The 17,811-nt window shown below is 68.2% G+C and carries 14 protein-coding genes; 11 read left to right on the forward strand and 3 right to left on the reverse strand.

Features of this window, described 5'->3' with window-relative positions:
- Positions 1 to 107: 107 nt before the first annotated feature.
- The gene (locus EV647_RS28730; protein ID WP_202870652.1) at positions 108 to 1,175 is read right to left on the reverse strand and encodes a LacI family DNA-binding transcriptional regulator; all 1,068 of its coding nucleotides are present in this window, start codon (positions 1,173 to 1,175) and stop codon (positions 108 to 110) included.
- Between the two features lie 222 nt (positions 1,176 to 1,397).
- Between EV647_RS28730 and EV647_RS28735 the strand changes: the two genes are divergently transcribed.
- The 11 genes from EV647_RS28735 (at position 1,398) to EV647_RS28785 (ending at position 15,391) form a co-directional block, all read left to right on the forward strand.
- On the forward strand, positions 1,398 to 2,684 hold the full coding sequence (locus tag EV647_RS28735) for an extracellular solute-binding protein (RefSeq protein ID WP_134008279.1): 1,287 nt from the start codon (positions 1,398 to 1,400) through the stop codon (positions 2,682 to 2,684).
- Positions 2,681 to 3,634 (forward strand): carbohydrate ABC transporter permease, encoded by a 954-nt coding sequence (locus EV647_RS28740; RefSeq protein WP_202876348.1) that lies wholly within the window; start codon positions 2,681 to 2,683, stop codon positions 3,632 to 3,634. Before EV647_RS28735 ends, EV647_RS28740 begins: the two co-directional genes overlap by 4 nt.
- Entirely contained in the window at positions 3,621 to 4,502 is an 882-nt protein-coding gene (locus tag EV647_RS28745) for a carbohydrate ABC transporter permease (RefSeq protein ID WP_238177442.1), read from the forward strand. The genes EV647_RS28740 and EV647_RS28745 overlap by 14 nt, the downstream gene beginning before the upstream one ends.
- Positions 4,503 to 4,536: 34 nt before the next feature.
- Positions 4,537 to 5,301 carry an SDR family NAD(P)-dependent oxidoreductase gene (locus EV647_RS28750; RefSeq protein WP_134008282.1) on the forward strand — a complete coding sequence of 255 codons (765 nt, stop codon included), beginning with the start codon at positions 4,537 to 4,539 and terminating at the stop codon, positions 5,299 to 5,301.
- A gap of 152 nt (positions 5,302 to 5,453) precedes the next feature.
- Positions 5,454 to 7,049, forward strand: a complete 1,596-nt coding sequence (locus tag EV647_RS28755) for a heparinase II/III family protein (protein WP_134008285.1) — start codon at positions 5,454 to 5,456, stop codon at positions 7,047 to 7,049.
- Complete coding sequence (locus EV647_RS28760) at positions 7,049 to 9,028, forward strand: hypothetical protein (protein ID WP_134008288.1); 1,980 nt, start codon at positions 7,049 to 7,051, stop codon at positions 9,026 to 9,028. Before EV647_RS28755 ends, EV647_RS28760 begins: the two co-directional genes overlap by 1 nt.
- Before the next feature lie 158 nt (positions 9,029 to 9,186).
- Positions 9,187 to 9,678, forward strand: coding sequence for a hypothetical protein (locus EV647_RS28765; RefSeq protein WP_202876349.1), 492 nt, complete (start codon positions 9,187 to 9,189; stop codon positions 9,676 to 9,678).
- A gap of 47 nt (positions 9,679 to 9,725) precedes the next feature.
- Positions 9,726 to 10,778: a right-handed parallel beta-helix repeat-containing protein gene (locus tag EV647_RS28770; RefSeq protein WP_134008295.1), complete on the forward strand. Its 1,053-nt coding sequence runs from the start codon at positions 9,726 to 9,728 to the stop codon at positions 10,776 to 10,778.
- Between the two features lie 449 nt (positions 10,779 to 11,227).
- Complete coding sequence (locus tag EV647_RS28775; RefSeq protein WP_202876350.1) at positions 11,228 to 12,064, forward strand: GDSL-type esterase/lipase family protein; 837 nt, start codon at positions 11,228 to 11,230, stop codon at positions 12,062 to 12,064.
- A 10-nt stretch (positions 12,065 to 12,074) separates the two neighbouring features.
- Positions 12,075 to 14,384, forward strand: a complete 2,310-nt coding sequence (locus tag EV647_RS28780; protein WP_134008301.1) for a polysaccharide lyase 8 family protein — start codon at positions 12,075 to 12,077, stop codon at positions 14,382 to 14,384.
- Between the two features lie 26 nt (positions 14,385 to 14,410).
- Positions 14,411 to 15,391: an acetylxylan esterase gene (locus EV647_RS28785; RefSeq protein ID WP_134008304.1), complete on the forward strand. Its 981-nt coding sequence runs from the start codon at positions 14,411 to 14,413 to the stop codon at positions 15,389 to 15,391.
- Here the strand turns inward: EV647_RS28785 and EV647_RS28790 are convergent.
- Positions 15,354 to 16,571: a hypothetical protein gene (locus EV647_RS28790; protein WP_134008307.1), complete on the reverse strand. Its 1,218-nt coding sequence runs from the start codon at positions 16,569 to 16,571 to the stop codon at positions 15,354 to 15,356. The two genes, EV647_RS28785 and EV647_RS28790, sit on opposite strands and share 38 nt — an antisense overlap.
- 84 nt (positions 16,572 to 16,655) lie before the next feature.
- A complete protein-coding gene (locus EV647_RS28795; protein WP_134008310.1) occupies positions 16,656 to 17,654 on the reverse strand; it encodes a LacI family DNA-binding transcriptional regulator in 999 nt (332 codons plus the stop codon).
- Positions 17,655 to 17,811 lie beyond the last annotated feature (157 nt).

Consider the following 17,811-nt stretch of genomic DNA (forward strand, 5'->3'; position numbering starts at 1 on the left):
ACGACGCGCCCGCGACACCCGGCTGCTGCGCCTCGGGGCCGCAGGCCGCGGCGGCAGAGCCGGCACCTCACCCCGGGACCTCGCGCCCGGGGTTCCGGGGCGGAGTGTCAGGTCGGTGGTGCGGTTGATTCGCGGACGATGAGTTCGGGGCGGAACAGCAGGGACTGGCCCTGGGTCGGTCCGGAGTCGTCCAGGCGGGATCGGAGTTGGGTGAACGCGGCCGCCGCCATCTCCTTCATCGGCTGCCGCACCGTGGTGAGCGTCGGCGCGTACAGATCCGCGAGCACGATGTCGTCGAACCCGACCACCGACACGTCCTTGCCCACCTCGAGACCGCCGTCCCGCAGCCCGCGGCAGACCCCGAGAGCGCACATGTCGTTGATCGCGACGATCCCGGTCGGCGGCTCCTCCAGCGCGAGCAGCTCCGCCGCGGCCGCGCGACCCAACTCGGACGCCTCGACATCGCCGAAGTCGTCCGCATCGCCCTTGACCGGCGCCCGGACCGAAGTCGCCGGATCAATGCCCGCCTGTTCGAGACCGGCCGTGAACCCGCGGTACCGCTCCTTGCGGTTGACGCTCGCCAACGCGCCGGACACGAACGCCAGCCGACGATGCCCGAGATCCGTGAGGTGCTGCGTGGCGAGCTGACTGCCGATCGCGTTGTCGACGCTGATGCTGACGAGCGACGCGGGGTCGCCGGCTTGCGACGTACGGTCGAAGGCGACCAGTTGCAGCCCGCGCTCGACCAGCGGCATCACATGCTCGAGCGACGGCAGCGACGAGCACAGTACGACGCCGTGGACGCCGTCGGCCCACAACTCGTCGACGTAATCGCGCTCGCGCCGGGGATCGCGCTCGGAATTGCAGAGCAGCACGTGGTACCCCTCGGCCAGCGCCGCGGATTCCAGGTGCCGCGCGAGCGCGCCCCAGAACGGGTTGCCCACCGAGGGGACGACGAGCCCGATCGTGGTGTTCCGGCCGGTGCGCAGTTGCCGGGCGGCCCGGTTCGGCCGGTAGCCGAGCTTGTCGATGGCGCGCTCGATCCGCTGCCGGGTCTCCGGCAGCATCCGGTGGTTGCGCCCGTTGAGCAGGTTCGACACCGTGCTCGGCGAGACGCCGGCCTCGGTCGCGACCTGCTGGATCGTCACCTCGCCAGTTCTCAATTCACCGCCCACCCGCGCATTCTGTCACCCCGTCGGTGCTGCCGTGTCGCAGTGCAACGATGCATCAGATGGCGTCGAAAGTCCAGCGTGAAGTTGATGGCGCCGACCTCTTGACGTGCCATGAAATCCGTTCCTAGCATGCGGTGCATCGTTGCACCAGCCTCGCATAACTGCGCCGCTCCGGCTGGTAGATCGTTGCACCACTCCCTTCCGCAGCACCACGAAAGGCGCGCCATGGAGTACACCCGCAGATCAGTCCTGACGGCCCTCGGGCTCGGCGCGGTCGCCGCCGCCACCGGGTGCTCCGCGCCGTCCGGCAACAGCCAGGCGACCGCCGACGGACCCGTCGAAGGCGAGATCAGCCTGCTCACCCCGCTGTTCGAGGGCAGCACCGGCAAGGACCTGCTGGAGGGCAAGCTGCTGCCGGCGTTCAAGCAGAAGAACCCGAACGTCACGGTCAAGGTCGACTACACGACGTACGCCGCCCTGAACGAGAAGATCACCACCAGCCTGGCCGGGGGCCTGATGCCGGACGTGGTGATGCTCGGCGTCGGCTGGATCCCGCCGTTCGCGCACAAGAAGGTGCTCGCGCCGCTGCCCGACGACCTGGCCAAGCGGTACGAGTACGAGGACCGCGTCCTCGAGCCGTCCCGGTACGACGGCAAGCTGTACGCGTTGCCGATGGTCCTCGACACCCGCATCGTCACCTACCGCAAGGACCTGTTCGCCGAGGCCGGGATCAAGGCACCGCCGAAGGACTGGGCCGAACTGCGGGAGATGTCCAAGGAACTGGCTCGTAGCGACAGCTCCGGCAAGCTCAGCCGGGTGGGCTTCGACCCGTTCTCGATCGATCTCCGGCAGTGCTGGGAGACGTTCCTGTTCGCCAACGACGGCAACCTGTTCGACGAGAGCGGGCAGCAGGTCAAGTTCAACGACGACCGTGGCGTCGAGGCGTTGCAGCTGTTCCTGGACGTCATCAAGGACAAGTCCGCCGACTATTCGTTCAAGTCGGCCGCCGGTCAGCCGACCACCCTGCAGCAGGGTCGCTCCGCGATGATGATGTCGAACAACTCGCTCTGGGTGCAGCTCAAGAAACAGAACCCGGAGCTGCTCAAGGAGGACAAGGTCGGGGCGTTCATCCTGGCCAACAAGGTGCCCGCGATGTTGCAGGGCGGCACCATGGTGGCCCGGTCGGCCTCGTCCAAGCACGCCGCCGCGGCCCAGGCGCTGGTGGAGTTCATGGGTACGCCGGAATCCATCCTGCCGACCGCGGAACAACGCGGATCCGTGCCCGGTGTCCAGGACCTGCGGACCTCGGACTACGTCAAGGAAAACGGTTTCGTGAAGCTTGCCCTGGACAACATGAGCAAGGCCCGGTCCGAAGGCGGTACGGCGGCCTGGATGGAGATCCGGGAGAAGATCAAGACCACGCTCGAGACCGCTGTGGTCGGCAAGCGGACCGCCAAGGAAGCGATCGACGAGCTCGCGAACCTGAGCAAGGAAGCGATTTCGCGACTGTGAGCGGAACGATGGTGCCGACGCGGGATCGGGTGCGCGCGACCGCATCCGGCCCCTCCGCTGCTCCGCCCCGGCGCCGGGGGCTGCAGCGTGCCCGCCGCCGGGCCGGTCTGCTGATGGTCGCGCCGGCCGTGCTGCACGCCCTGATCTGGATCGGCATCCCGCTGGTCGCCGCGGTCGTGCTGAGTTTCACGTCGTACGACGTGCTCACGCCGCCGCGTTTCATCGGCCTGGAAAATTTCCGTGATCTGCTTTCCGACAACGTTTTCCGGCGCGCCGTACTGAACACCAGCATCTACACGTTCTTCACAGTTCCGGTGGCGATGGGCATCGCACTGCTGATCGCGCTGATGCTGAACACGCGGCTGGCCGGACGGGCGATCTTCCGGACTGCGATCTTCATTCCGCAGGTGACCGCGACGATCGCGGTGGCCCTGGTGTGGCTGTGGATCTACGACCCGCGGAGCGGTCTGGCCAACGCTGTCCTGTCGTTTCTCGGCCTCGACGGCCCGGCGTGGCTGTCGTCGACGGACTGGGCGATGCCGGCGGTGATCGTGGTCGGGATCTGGCAGGGGATCGGCCTGAAGATGCTGATCTACTTGGCTGCGCTGCAAAGTCTGCCGACCGATCTCTACGAGGCGGCGTCGGTGGACGGCGCGTCGAAGCTCCGGCAGTTCTTCAGCCTGACCCTGCCGTTGCTCCGGCCGGCGACGTTCTTCGTCTTCGTCACGTCGGTGATCGGCGCGTTCCAGTCGTTCGACCAGGTGTACATCCTGACCGACGGCGGGCCGGCCAACAGCACGACGATGATGACCTACGAAATCTACAAATCCGCTTTCCGGGAGTTCCGGATGGGATACGCGTGCGCGCAGAGCCTGGTGTTGTTCGCACTGCTGCTGTTCCTGACGTTGCTGAACCGGCGGATCACCGGAGGTGACCGTGCCACCCGTTGAGACCTCCGGCCGGGCCCGGACCGGCCGGATCGCCCTCTACCTGACCCTGACCGCGATCTCTGTGGTGATGATCGTGCCGTTCGTCTGGATGCTGCTCACCTCGGTGAAGAGCCCCGGCGACATCGCCGCGGTCCCACCGCGGTTGTTCCCGACGAAGTGGGCCTTCGGCAACTATGTGGACGCGTTGCACGCCGCGCCGTTCGCGACGTACGCGCGGAACAGCTTCGTGATCGCCGCGAGTCACACCGTGCTGAACGTGCTGATCGCCTCGATGGCGGGGTACGCGCTGGCGCGGCTGCGGTTCCGGGGCAGTTCGCTGATCTTCCTCGCGTTCGTCGGGGCGCTGATGATCCCGACGTACACGAAGATCCTGCCGGAGTTCCTGATCGTGCGGTTCATGCCGCTGTTCGGCGGGAACGACATCACCGGGCAGGGCGGCACCGGGTGGCTGGACACCTGGTGGGCGCTGATCATCCCGGGCGCGGTCAGCCCGTTCTCGGTGTTCCTGTTCCGGCAGTTCTACCTGGACCTACCGGTGGAACTGGAGGAGGCGGCGCGGCTGGACGGACTCGGTGAGCTGGGCATCTACGCGCGGATCATGACGCCGCTGGTGAAGCCGGCGTTCATCACGGTCGCGCTGCTCACGTTCGAGGGGTCGTGGAACAACTTCCTCTGGCCGCTGCTGGTGACCAAGAGCGACAGTCTGCGGGTGATCCAGGTCGGACTTTCCGTTTTCCGCACCGAGAACGACACCCAGTGGGCGTTCCTGATGGCCGGGACCACGCTGGCCACCGTGCCGATGGTGGTGCTGTTCCTGATCGGGCAGCGCTACTTCGTCCAAGGTTTCGCGACCGCGGGCATCAAATGACACTCAGCTGATACTGACTGAAAGGACTGTTTCTATGACCGGGGAACTGCAGGGGACGCGCGCGCTGGTGACCGGTGCCGGGCACGGCATCGGTCGCGGGATCGCGCTCGGCCTGGCGGCGGCCGGCGCGGACGTGGTGGTGCACTACGGAAAGTCCGCCGATGCGGCCGCGCAGACCGTTTCCGACATCGAGGAGCTCGGCCGGAAGGCGATCGCGGTCGGCGCCGACGTGACGAGTACGGCGGACGTCGACCGGCTGCTCGACGAAACGGCCGGTTTCCTCGGCGGTCTCGACGTCCTGGTCTGCAACGCCGGTCATCTGATCGGGCGGGTCAAGGTGGAGGACATGACCGACGAGCACTTCCAGCAGGTCGTGGACGTGAACCTGGGCGCGACGTTCCGGACCACCCGGGCCGCGATTCCGCACCTCGTGCAGTCGGCGAACCCGCGGATCATCACGATGGCCTCGCTCGCCGCACACAACGGCGGCGGTCCCGGGTCGGTGATCTACGCGGCGGCGAAGGCCGGGATCCGCGGGTTCACCAAGGGCCTGGCGAAGGAGCTCGGGCCGCAGGGGATCACGGTCAACGCGATCGCGCCGGGGTACATCGCCGAGACGGCGTTCCATCAAACGTTTTCCACCGAGGCGGCGCAGGCGAACATGGTCGCGGGCACGCCGATCGGCCGCGCCGGGCAGGTCGCGGACGTGGCGAACGCGGTGCGGTTCCTGGCGCTGCCGGCGTCCGGGTACCTGACCGGGATCACCATCGACATCGACGGTGGCACGTGGCCGCGCTGAACGGAAATCCGCCTACGGAACGCGGTGGCTGGTGGCACGAGTACGTGTGCCCGGCCCATGGCGTCGAGTTGGCGCACGTCGGATTCGATTCCGGAAACTTTCCGGCCGGTGGGGTTCCGTGTTCCTACGGTTGCCGGGTCGACACGCCCGCGGTGCGCGGCGCGTGGACCGTGCTGGCACATCACTTCTGGGCGCGGCGGATCCGCTTGCTCTCGTACGACGGCGGTGGGGCTGAGCTGCTCGCGTCGTACGCGCGGTTGTATTCGGACCTCACGAAGGCGGGAGAGCACGAGCAGGCGCAGGGGTGGATGCAGCGCGGGCGGCTCTTTCATCAAGCGCTCACCGATGCGGTGTGGGGTGTGCCGATCGCACACTCGATCCTGAACCTGGCTGGGCGCGCCGAACTGCGTGAGACGTTGCCGATGCTCGATGACATGGTTGCCGGGGCGCACCGGGCGCGTGAGGCGATGGTTGCCCAGGACAAATTCTCGTCCAACTACACGGCGTGGTTCAACGCGCTCGGTACGACGGCGAGCCAGGCGGCTGCGGCCGTTCGGGGAGAGGTGTGGTCCGGGGAGAAGGAGTGGCTGACCGGCGAGCACGGGCAGTTCGCGCATCTGGAGGCGGCCACCGGCGATGACGGCTGGGAGTGGGAAGCCAGCACGTATTACCACGGCTTCGTACTGCGCGCTTATCTGCTGAGCCTGCGTGGCTTCGACCCGTCCCTGGCGCCTGATCGCCTGGAGAAGATGATCACGGCCCTCGCATCAATCGCCACCGAGGGCGGTATTCTTCCGGCCCTCCACGACGGCCCGTATCTCCGGGTGCCACTGGCGCTGGAGTGGCTGGAGATCGTCGCGCTGGCCCGGCAGTTCACAACCGCCCATGGTCTGGACGCCGTCGCTGCTCGAGCTCTGGCAGAGGTCGGCTCGGAGTACGACGGCCTGGAGGACAAGCTCACCGGTTGGTTCGGCGGCCCGCCCCGCGCCCCGGAGCCAACCTCGTTCCAGGGCTCACACCTGAGCTCGTCCTATGCGGTGATTCGCGTGCCCGGGATTCACGCGATCCTCGACCACGGGCCGCACGGTGGCTCTCACGGGCACCACGACAAGCTCGCGCTCTACCTGTACGGCGCGACTACGCCGTGGCAACCCGATCCCGGTCAGGTCCCGTACGGGCATGCCCAATGGCGCGCCCACTACAAGTCCGTCGCCGCGCATCCGACGATCCGCATCGACAACCTCGAACCCGCCGAGGCAACGGGCGAGTTGACGCACGACGAGGACTCGGTGACGGCCACGATCGACGGTTGGTACGAGGGCGTTCGCGCGACGCGGAAGCTGATTGCTGGTGACAACTACCTGGTGGATGTCGTCCGGGTGACAGCGGATCGCGAGCGCGAGATCGTGCTGCAGTTCCGGCCCGATGTCGAGCTGACCGTGGAGGTTGGTCCGGACGCGATCCGCACGACTTGGATCGGGGACGAGATGCTCTACGGCTACCACGTCGGCGGCGTGCGCGCTGAGGCCGAACCGGGTGACGTCGTACTGAGTGGTGCTGTGCCGGTGGTTCGGCCGGGTCCTGGGCCGGCTGATGACCCGCAGCGGGTGCGGACGTGGGTCGACTGGACGGTGGTCGGTGCGGACGCGACGTACTGCTCTGTCTACTCGACCGCGCCTGTGGACGTGCGGCTGGTCGGGGACGTGATCACCGTCGACGGGCATGAGCATGCGATCGGAGGGCTGTGATGTTCGACGATCGGATCGCGGAGGTGCGTGACGGGCTCGACGGGCGGTATGCCGCGCAGTGGCGGCGGTTGCGGGAGCAGTGCGACTGGTACCGGACGCAGACCCCGCCGACCGAGCACCCGTCCGCGAGCATCACCTACTTCGGCCCGGCCGCCGCGAACCTTGCGCTCGCCTACCGCCTGACCGGCAACGAGGGTTACCGGTCTGAGGCAGCCCGCTGGATCTCGGACGCAATCGGTTTCCCCCATTGGGGCAAGGCGCACCTGCCGGACCACGATCTCGACGCGGGGTGGTTGCTCCATGGCTTGTCCCTCGCCTCCACCTGGCTCGGCGAGGACTTCGAGTTGGCCGACGAGCTGCGCGCCAAGCTGGAGTTGCAGGGTTCGCGGTTGTACGAGTTCGCCGTCGAGTCCGAGGGCTCGTGGTGGAGTTCGTCGTACTGGCAGAACCACAACTGGATCTGCTACACCGGGCTCGCTGCTGCCGGGTACGCGCTGGGTCGCACCGAGTGGACCGAACGTGCCCGGCGGAACTTCGAGACAGTCATCGAGTTGCTGCCGGCCGACGGGTCGGACATGGAAGGCGTCGTCTACTGGCGGTACGGCGTTCCGTGGCTGGCGACGTACCTCGATCTGCTGCAGGACCAGGAAGGACTCGACTGGTGGGAGCGCTGCCGGTTCCTGGCGAACACGTTTTCCTACCGGTTGCAGCAGTGCGCGCCCGGGTTCGAGGAAAACATCGATCACGGCGACTGTCACGACCGGCGGAGCGGACACAGTGTGGCGCTGTACCGGAAACTGGCGTCCGCGTACCGGATCGGTGAGGCGCAGTGGCTGGCGGACCTCGTGTCAGAACGTTTCTTCTGGCGGGAGGCATACGCGAGCGGCGTGAAGCCGGGCGTGATGCCGGAGGCGTACCTCGAGCTGCTCTGGTACGACGACTCGCTGCCGCCGGTCGATCCCGCGAAGACCGCGCCGCTGTCCGCGTACTTTCCGGACCTCGGCCTCGTCACGGCGCGGACCGGATGGGAGGACGAGGCAACGATGGTGTCGTTCAAGGCGGCGCCGGGTGGCGGGCACCAGGCCTGGGAGATGTCGCACCGGCTGGACCGCGAGCCCGGATGGGACACGTTGAGCGCCGGGCACCATCATCCCGACTCGGGATCGTTCGTTCTTACGTCGCGGGGCGCGTTCCTGGCCGTGGACGAGGGATACAGCAACCGCAAGCGGGCGGGCGACCACAACCTGATCCTGGTCGACGGCCTCGGGTACGCCGACGAGGACAGGTATCACGTCTACAAGGGGATCCCGTACGAGCGTCAGGCGCGGATGGTCGACGTATACGCGGTCGACGGGATGGCGCATGCCACCGCGCAGATCGCTGCGATGTACCCGCCCGAACTGGGCATCACGCGGCTCGATCGGACGCTGGTCTTCACCCCCGCGGGACGGCTCGTCCTGCTGGATCGCTGTGCGGCCGACTCCCCGCGTGACTGGACGCTCCTGCTGCATGCCGACTGGCCGATCGAGTACGCCGACGAGATCGCGCTGCGTTCCGGGTCCGCGCAGGCGTGGGTCCGATTCCACACGCCGCTGACCGTCGAGTCTGCGGTGACGGAGGTCGAGGCCAACCCGACGTCCAGTACCCCAAGCCTTCGCCTGACCCGCACAATGCACACGCTCCGCGCCACCGCCCGTCAGTCGACGACCGCCACTCTCCTCACCACGATCGAGCCAACGTCCGCCCTCCACCCGACCCCGCCGACCGCTCGCCGGCTCGACCTCAGCCACGGCTTCGGCATCGCCTTCGACGACGAGACCGTCCTGCTCGCCGACGACGAAGGAGCACTGGACGCCCAGGCCATCACAATTGCCGCCGATGCGGCCGTCGGAGCGGGCGGTCACCTGCGGCAAGCCGATCGTGATGGCGTGGCGGTCCGCGCCATCATCCGCACCGCAGACAGGACGGTCACCCTATGACCCGCCCCGCCGGCCAGCACCCACCCCGCGCCACAGCCCAGGGAGCCGCCGCGGGTGTGGGTCGGCGGGGAGGGGGCGGGGTCGGTCGGCGGGCGTTGGACTGGTTGGGGTGGGTTGCCAATCCGGCGGCGGCGGGGGCGGCGTTCACGGTGTTGTGTTTGGGGATTGTGACGTGGTTGCCGGCGTTGGCTTCGGTTGGGTTCGCGCTCAACCGGTGGCGGACCGACGGTGACGCGCGGTGTTTCACCGGCGTGTTCGTCGGCTGGCGCAAGTACTGGCGTCCGCTGCTCCCGCACTCCGTCCTGATGACGATCGCCGCAGTGATTGCCGCCAGCAACCTATCGTTCCTGTCCGGCCGATCCGGGCCGCTCGTCCTGACGCTGTTCATGATCCACGTCGGTCTGATCGCCGCCGCGGTCACCTACCACCTCGCGCTCGCCGTCGCCGCGGGCCGCGACCCATCCGGATCATCCGCCGACTGGCGCCGTACGGCGTTCCGGCTCGCCTTCACCTCCGTACCGCGCGGCACCGCACTCCTCGGTGCCGCCGTCGCCGCGCCTGTCTTCTCGCTCGTCGTACCAGCAGGTCCCCTGCTCCTCGGCACCACAGTTCCGGTTCTGGTCGGCCTGCTCGTCGCCGACCACTCCTAGCCAGACAGCACTCATAGGCAGCAAACCGCCCAACCAGGAGGACCACCATGTCCCGAGCTGTCCCGATCCTGCTTCTCGGCGCCGCGCTGGCGCTGCCCGCGGTCCCCGCGCACGCGGCGACCGACTACTACGTCGCCACCACCGGCAGCGACGCGAACTCCGGTACGTCGACCGGTACGCCGTTCGCGACCATCCAGAAAGCGCTTGATACCGCGCCCCGCGGAGCGACCGTACATCTTGCCTCCGGCACCTATCTCCAGGACGCGGTGACGATCAGGTCCGGTGTCACGATCACCGGCCCGTCGACCGCGGTCGTGAAAGGCGCCGGAAACTCGCGCATCTTCCAGATCCAGCACGACAGCGTCACGCTGGACGGGTTCACGATCGACGGGCTGTTCGGGTCGTCGTCCAGCAAGGACGGGTACCGGGACAAGCTCGTGTACGTGATGAGCACGTCGCCTGGTGACGGCGTGGGCACGCTGACGATCCGGAACATGCGGTTGAAGAACGCGGGCGGCGAGTGCCTGCGGCTGCGGTACCTGATCACGAACGCCGACGTCCATGACAACACCGTCGGCCCGTGCGGGGTGTACGACTTCAAGTTCAACGACGGCGGGAAGAACGGCGAGGGGATCTACCTCGGCACCGCGCCGGAGCAGCAGGGTCAGAACGGCGCACCGGACGCCCAGGCGGATCGCAGCCGGAACAACCACATCCACCACAACACGATCGCGACGTACGGCAACGAATGTGTCGACGTGAAGGAGAACTCCACCGCGAACGTGATCGAGCACAACGACTGCAGTCAGCAGAAGGACTCGAGCTCGGGCGGACTGGACGCCCGCGGCAACGGAAACACGTTCCGCTACAACACGATCCACGACAACACCGGCGCCGGCGTCCGCCTCGGCGGCGACACGGAAACCGATGGCGTCGACAACCACGTCTACGGAAACACGATCACGAACAACGCGTCGGGCGGCGTGAAGTTCATGCGGACGCCGCAGGGTCAGGTCTGCGGAAACACCATGTCAGGAAACACCGGCGGAGATTCCGTCGGCACCTACGCCGCCAACTTCACCCCCACGGCGGCCTGCTGATGAGTAGGCCCTTGGACCGAACGGGCGACCCATCGGACGGGCGTCCCTCCGTGGGCGGTGTCGCGCGCCGCCCAGGCGCAGGCAGCGCAGACGGCGGTGTGTCGCGTCGCAGAGTCCTCGGCGGCGCAGCGGTCGGGATCCTTGGCACTGCGGTGGGCGCAACGCCGGCCGCTGCAGCCATCGCCGGCACCTCAGCGCCCACGAACTCGCGCGAACACCGGTGGGCTGCGAGTTGGGCGACTGCGCAGACCGCTCCCACCGCCGCGGACGCCGACGCAACGAGCGGCTTCACCGATACCACCCTCCGATACAAACTCCGGCTCTCCGCCGGCACCACGTCTCAGTCGGGCGAGGGTGTTCCGGCGGTTGGTGGTGTGGCCGGCGCCGATCCTGCGGTTCGGTTGCGGTTTGCGAATCCGTTTGGTTCTGCGCCTGTCGTCGTGGGGCCGGTGACGGCTAATGCCGAGCCGGTGTCGTTCGGCGGCGAGAAGGACGTAGTGCTGGCCGCAGGGGCCACCGTGGTGAGCGATCCGGTCGCGCTGGTCCTGCCGGATGGCGGGGATCTGGTGGTGAGTATGTACCTACCCGGTCCGACCGGTCCGCTGAGCTTCCACCGGAACGTGCATGCGACCGGCTCCATCGGGGATCGCGCCACGAACTCGGTGTTTCTGCTCACTGCCGTCGATGTACCGGCGGCCGGACGTCAGGTGGTCGCGGTCCTCGGCGACTCGATCACCGAGGGCGTCGGCACACCGGACAACGCCAACCTCCGCTGGCCCGACCAGTACGCCGCGCGCTTCCGCCGGCGCCCCGCGATCGCCAACCTCGGGATCAGCGGAAACCGTGTTCTGCTCGACGACGCCCGCTTCGGACCCGGCGGTCAGTCCAGGTTCGACCGCGACGTACTCGGCCTGCCGAACGTCGCGACGCTGGTGATGTTCCTGGGCATCAACGACATCCAGCAACCGCCCAGCCAGACCGACCCGGCCCGGATCCTCCAGGCCTACGAGCAGTTGGTACGCCGCGCGCACGACAACGACCTCGAGGTGATCGGCGCGACCATCGGCCCGTTCAAGGGCTGGATCCGCTATACCGACGCACTCGACCAGGTCCGTAACCACGTCAACGCCGTACTCCGGCAAGGACGCCTCTTCGACCGACTCTTCGACGTCGACGCCGCGCTCCGCGACCCAGCGGATCCCGCCCGGCTCCGCCCCGAGTTCAACAGCGGTGACGGCCTACACCCCAACTCAGCCGGCGCAAGGGCGATCGCCCTAGCTCTTTGAGAGGACCCACATGCCTGACCTCACCCTCCGCCGCCGGAGTGTTCTCGGCGGAATGATCGGCGGGGCCGCACTCCTCGCCCTCCCGACACCTACCTGGGCTGCCACGTCCACCGACGAGCTCCGCCTCCGCTGGCAGACGCTGCTCACCGGCGGCCCGACCGTCGACCCCGCCGACCCGGATCTCGCCGTCGCGATCGCCCGCGTCGACCGCCTGGCCCAGTCCGCGCTCGCCACCCTCGACCGCTCGGCGAACCGCATCACCCTCTGGCCGGATCTCGCGAGTACAACGCTTTCCAACCACGTCGCCTCGAACTTCCGCCGGATCAAGCAGATCGCGGTCGCCTGGGCCACGAACGGATCGGCCTACCAAGGAAACGTCTCCGTTGCCGACGACATCCGCGGCGCACTCGAATGGATGCACGCGAACCGCTACAGCCCCACACTGCCGCGGTACGACAACGACTACGACTGGGAGATCGGCGGCGCCTCCGCCTTCGCGGACACGCTGGTCCTGCTGTACGACGTGATTCCGGCGGACGTGCGTACGACGTACACGCAGGCCATCAACTACTACACGCCTGACCCGAACCTGTGGCGCGCCGACCGCCAGATCGCGACCGGCGCCAACCGGGTCTGGATCGCCACCGTGGTGGCAGTCCGCGCTGTCCTCGACGGCGACGCCGCGGCGCTCGTCCGCGTCCGCGACGCGATCAGTGACGTCGAGGGCAGCGGCGCGAACAGCGTGCTCGCCTTCAACGATGCGCCCGGCCGGATCGACGGAACCGGCGAGGGGTTCTACAGCGACGGATCGTTCCTGCAGCACTACAAGCATCCGTACAACGGCGGCTACGGCAAGGAACTGCTCGGAACGCTTTCCTCTCTGCTCTACCTGCTCGGCGGGACCGAGTGGACCGTCACCGATCCGGAGCTCGAGAACATCTACGGCTGGATCAACGACGCCTTCGATCCGCTGATGGTGCGCGGTGACCTGATGGGTTCGGTCTGCGGCCGTGAGATCGCCCGTCCCAGCAAGCAGAACCACGCGCCGACGCAGACGATCATCGAGGGCACGCTGCGGCTGATCCCGGCCGCCCCGGCGGAACGGGCCGCGCAACTGACCGCGCTGGTCAAGCAGTGGATCACCGAAGATACTTTCCGGGATTTCCTGACGGTGACCGATCCGGCCTCGCTGGTGGCGGCCCGGAACGTCCTCGCGTCGTCGGCACCGGCCCGCGGTCCGCTCGTCGTGCACAAGCAGTACCCCCGGATGGACAAGGTCGCGCACCACCGTCCGTCGTTCACGATCGGACTGAGCGCGTACTCGTCGCGGATCTACAACTACGAGTCGATCCAGACCGAGAACCTGCACGGCTGGCACCTGTCGGACGGGATGGTGCTGCTGTACGACGACGACCTCGGTCACTACTCGGGCGACTACTGGCCGACAGTCGATCCGTACCGGTTGCCGGGGACAACGATCGACACCCGGCGGCTGGCCGACTCCTACGGTTTCCGCAGTACCAGCGAGGCGGACTGGGTCGGGGGTGCGGCGGTTCCGCGGCGGACGATCGGTGCCTACGGCATGGATCTGCGTGGGTACGGGACGAACCTGCGGGCGTTGAAGAGCTGGTTCCTGATCGACGACGTGATGGTGTGCCTGGGGTCGGACATCACCGGCGACGGCACGGTCGAGACGGTCGTCGAGAACCGCAAACTGCGCACCGGCACCGAGACCTTCACCGCCGCGCCGGGCTGGTGTCATCTCGAGGGAACCGGCGGCTACGTGTTCCCCGATCGCACTCCGGTGCAGACGCTGCGCGAGAACCGGACCGCGACCTGGCGGGAAATCAACCTCAAGTACGGAACCGACACCCCGGTCAGCCGGCCCTACCAAACGGTGTGGTTCGCGCACGGTACGGCGCCGGTCGGAGAGGGCTACTTCTACGTGCAGCTGCCGACCGCAACCCTCGCGGAGACGAAGTCGTTCGCCGGCAAGCTCCCGGTCCAGAAACTACAGGCAGACAGTACGGCGCACGCGGTCCGGCTGCGCGACGTCCTGGCAGCCAACTTCTGGACTGCCGGCACCGTCGCCGAACTCACCGCGGACGGCCCGGCCTCGATCGTGGTCGCCGGCGGAACGGTCGCGATCTCGGATCCGACGCAGACCCGCACCTCGGTCACCGTCCACCTGGACAAGCCCGACCTGCTGCTGACGAAGGCCGATGCCGGCGTCACGGTCACCCGCCGTGGTCGCGGCTGGCGCATGGTCGTCGACACGACCGACCGCCACGGCAACGCCGCCACGGTCTGCTTCCACTGAGACGACCGCTACCGAGAGGAAAACTAATGCTGGTCGACATGCCCCTGGACCGGTTGCGTGAGTACCGGCCGGAGCCGGAGGAGCCCGCGGACTTCGACGTGTTCTGGAAGCAGACACTCGACGACGCGGCCGGCCGCCCGATCGATGCCCGGTTCACGCCGTACGACGCACGTCTTGCGACCGTCGAGGTCCAGGACGTCACGTTCAGCGGGTGGGGTGGTCAACCGGTGAAGGCGTGGCTGCTCCTGCCCCGCCATCGCACCGGGCCGCTGCCCGCGGTTGTGCAGTACATCGGCTACAACGGTGGCCGCGGAATCCCGTACGAGTGGCTGATCTGGAGCGCGGCCGGGTACGCGCACCTGATCATGGACAACCGCGGCCAGGGCGGTGGCGGAAAAACCGTTTCGGAAACTCCGGATATCGCGCCGGAAGGGCACGGATCGTCGGCACCGGGTTTCCTGACCCGCGGAATCGAGGATCCGGCCAAGCACTACTACCGCCGGCTGATCACCGACGCGGTCCGTGCGGTCGACGCCGCGAAGAGCAGCCCGGACGTCGACAGCGATCGGGTCGCCGTGGTCGGTGGCAGCCAGGGCGGTGGGCTGGCGATCGCGGTCGCGGGCCTGCGCGCCGACCTGTCCGCCGCCATCGCCGACGTACCGTTCCTGTCGCACTACCGGCGGGCGTCGCAGATCACCGACAACGGCCCGTACGCCGAGATCGCACGCTGGCTCAAGGGTCACCGGTTCGAGACCGAGACCGCGATCGGCACGCTGTCCTACTTCGACGCGGTGAACTTCGCCGCCCGGGCGACCTGCCCGGCGTGGTTCTCGGTCGCGCTGATGGACAACATCTGCCCACCGTCGACGGTGTTCGCGGCCTACCACCGGTACGCCGGTCCCGCGGAGATCGAGGTGTTCACCTACAACGGGCACGAAGGCGGCGCGGAGTACGACCTGCCGCGCAAGCTCAGTGCGCTCGCTTCCGCCTTCGGCCGCGATGCCTGAGGCGGAGCGCGCCCCAGAGGATCAACGCTGGTAGCCAGAGCAGCACCAGCCAGGGAAGCCGCCACCAGCCGGACCCGCCGTCGAGCTCCGGCTGGCCGCGACTTCCCTGGCCACCGGCGGCCTCTTCGGTGGAGACCAGGGGCCGGGCCGACGTCGACCAGGCCAGGAACGCATCCCCGATCGGCATCGCGCCGAACAGGTACCGCTTCGTCTTCAAGCCGCTGAACGGCAGGCCGACCAGCTCACCCTCGCGCGCCAGCCGATCCGCGAGCGGATCGTGGTGCACCCGCGCCGCGCCCATCGCGACGACGGTCGCGGACAAACTCCTCCCGAACACCAACGGCCCGGAATCGACATCGCCCTGGCCGGTCGTGCCCTTCGGGTACTCGCGAACGCCGAGCCCGGTGACGAACTTGTCCTTGAAGATCTCGTACTGCGTTCGCGCGAACGCCGGATCGACGTCGATCAGAAACCGCTGGATCATCGCCTGCGACGAACCGCGCGCGCCGGAAACCTGCGGAACGGCCTGGTGCGGGAGCAGCCCGGTCGCCGGATCCAGTTTCGTCGTCGCCGTGGTCACCCAGTTCTGCGCGATCTGCTCGAAGCGCGGTGCGACCAAAGCGTCGTACAGGCGCAGCGAGGCGATCGCGACGACCGAGTCGACCGGCCAGGCCTGCCCCGGGTACGCCGCCAGGAACGGGGTTTCCGCGGTCCGGAAAGCGGTGGCGATCTCCACCGATTCGCTCGTGAACCTGTCGCGGTCGGCGGCATCCGAGCGCCCGAGCGCGATCAGCCCGCCGCGCAGCCAGTTCGTCCAGCCCGCGTAGAAGACGCCGTACTGCGGTTGCAGCGATTCGTCGAACGGAGCGGTTCCGTCCGTGGAGGCGATCCGCTCGAGCGCCCACCGCACCTCCGCGGTCGCGTCCGCGGATCGCGCGGGATCGTCGATGCCGACCTGGACCCAGGTCAGTCCGTACAGCACGTTCAGGAAGAAATAGCCCTCCGGAAACTGTTTCTGTGCGGCCACATCCGCGCCGCCTTCGAGCTCGGCCCGCAGGAACGCCAGCTGTTTCACCACGCCACGGGCAGGATCGGTCCACGGAAGGACCAGGCGCGCGGTCCCCAGCCCCGCCATCAAGGTGGCAATGACCGCCACGCCGATCACCAGCTTGCGCAGCACTGCATCAATCTAGAGGGTTTTCGGCAACCAACGGCCGTCGTACGGGTGACCATCCGAAGACTGGACGGCCACCGCGCGGCCCGCTCAGGTGCCGAGTGTCGACTCGCGGGTGATCAGGCGGGTGGGGAGGATCAGCTGGCCGCGGCGGGGCGAACCGGCGATGACGTCGAGGAGCAGGTTGGCCGTCCGGCGGCCGAGTTCCTCGAGCTCCATGTCGACGGTCGTGAGCGGTGGGCGGCTCGCCAGCGCCATCACGGACCAGTTGTCGTACCCGGTGACCGCGATGTCGTCGGGGACCGAGCGGCCGAGCTCGCGCAGGCGATCGCAGACGCCGCGGGCGATCTGGTCACTGCCGCAGGTGATCGCGTCCACGGTCGGCTGCGCCCGGAGCAGTACGTCGACGGCGTGCCGGCCCCAGCGCTCGCTCCACTCGCCGTACAGCGGCTGGCCGACGAACGCCTCCCGCGCGGCCCCCATGGTCGCCGCGGCCCGGATCTGTGCGCTGAGGTGTGACTCCGGCCCGGTGACGTGCGCGATCTGCTCGCGGCCGAGGGACAGCAGGTGCCGCGCGGCCGACGCGGCGCCGCCGTGGTCGTCGACGATCACCGACGTGTCGTCCGGATCGGTCGACGGACTGAAGGCGTAGACGACCGGGATCGGCACGTCGATCGGCTCCCGCGCCTCGGTCCGCCGGCCGGTCACGATGATGCCGTCCACCCGGCGCGACACCAGCGACTTCAGGTAGTGCTGCTCGCGGAGCGGGTCGTCGCGGGTGTCGCAGAGGACCAGTGCCATCTCGCCCGCACTGAGCGCGTCCTCGGCGCCGAGCATGATCGGGATGCTGAACCGGCCGGAGCTGTCCGTGGTGATCAGACCGACCGTGAAACTGCGCCCGGACGCGAGCGCGCGGCCGCGGCTGTCCGGGGTGAAACCGAGCTGTTCGGCAGCCTGCCGGACGCGCTCGCGGGTCGCCGCGCGGAGCTGCCCGGTGTCGTTCAGCGCCTTCGACGCCGTGCTCGCCGAGACGCCGGCCAGCGCGGCCACGTCCTTGATCCCGGGCGTGCGGATGCTCCGTGACGCCATGCGGCAACTCCTTTCCTGAGGTTTCCGGCACAGTACCCCACGAATCGCCACCGGCCCGGAGTTTATCCACAGGCAGGGGTTGACCTGGCGCCTCAGGCTCTCTACCTTCGTCCAGGAAAACGTGTTCCGGATTTTCCTAACTCAGGAGTCACGGCAG

The organism is Kribbella sp. VKM Ac-2566 (assembly GCF_004366005.1).
Lineage (GTDB): Bacteria > Actinomycetota > Actinomycetes > Propionibacteriales > Kribbellaceae > Kribbella > Kribbella pratensis.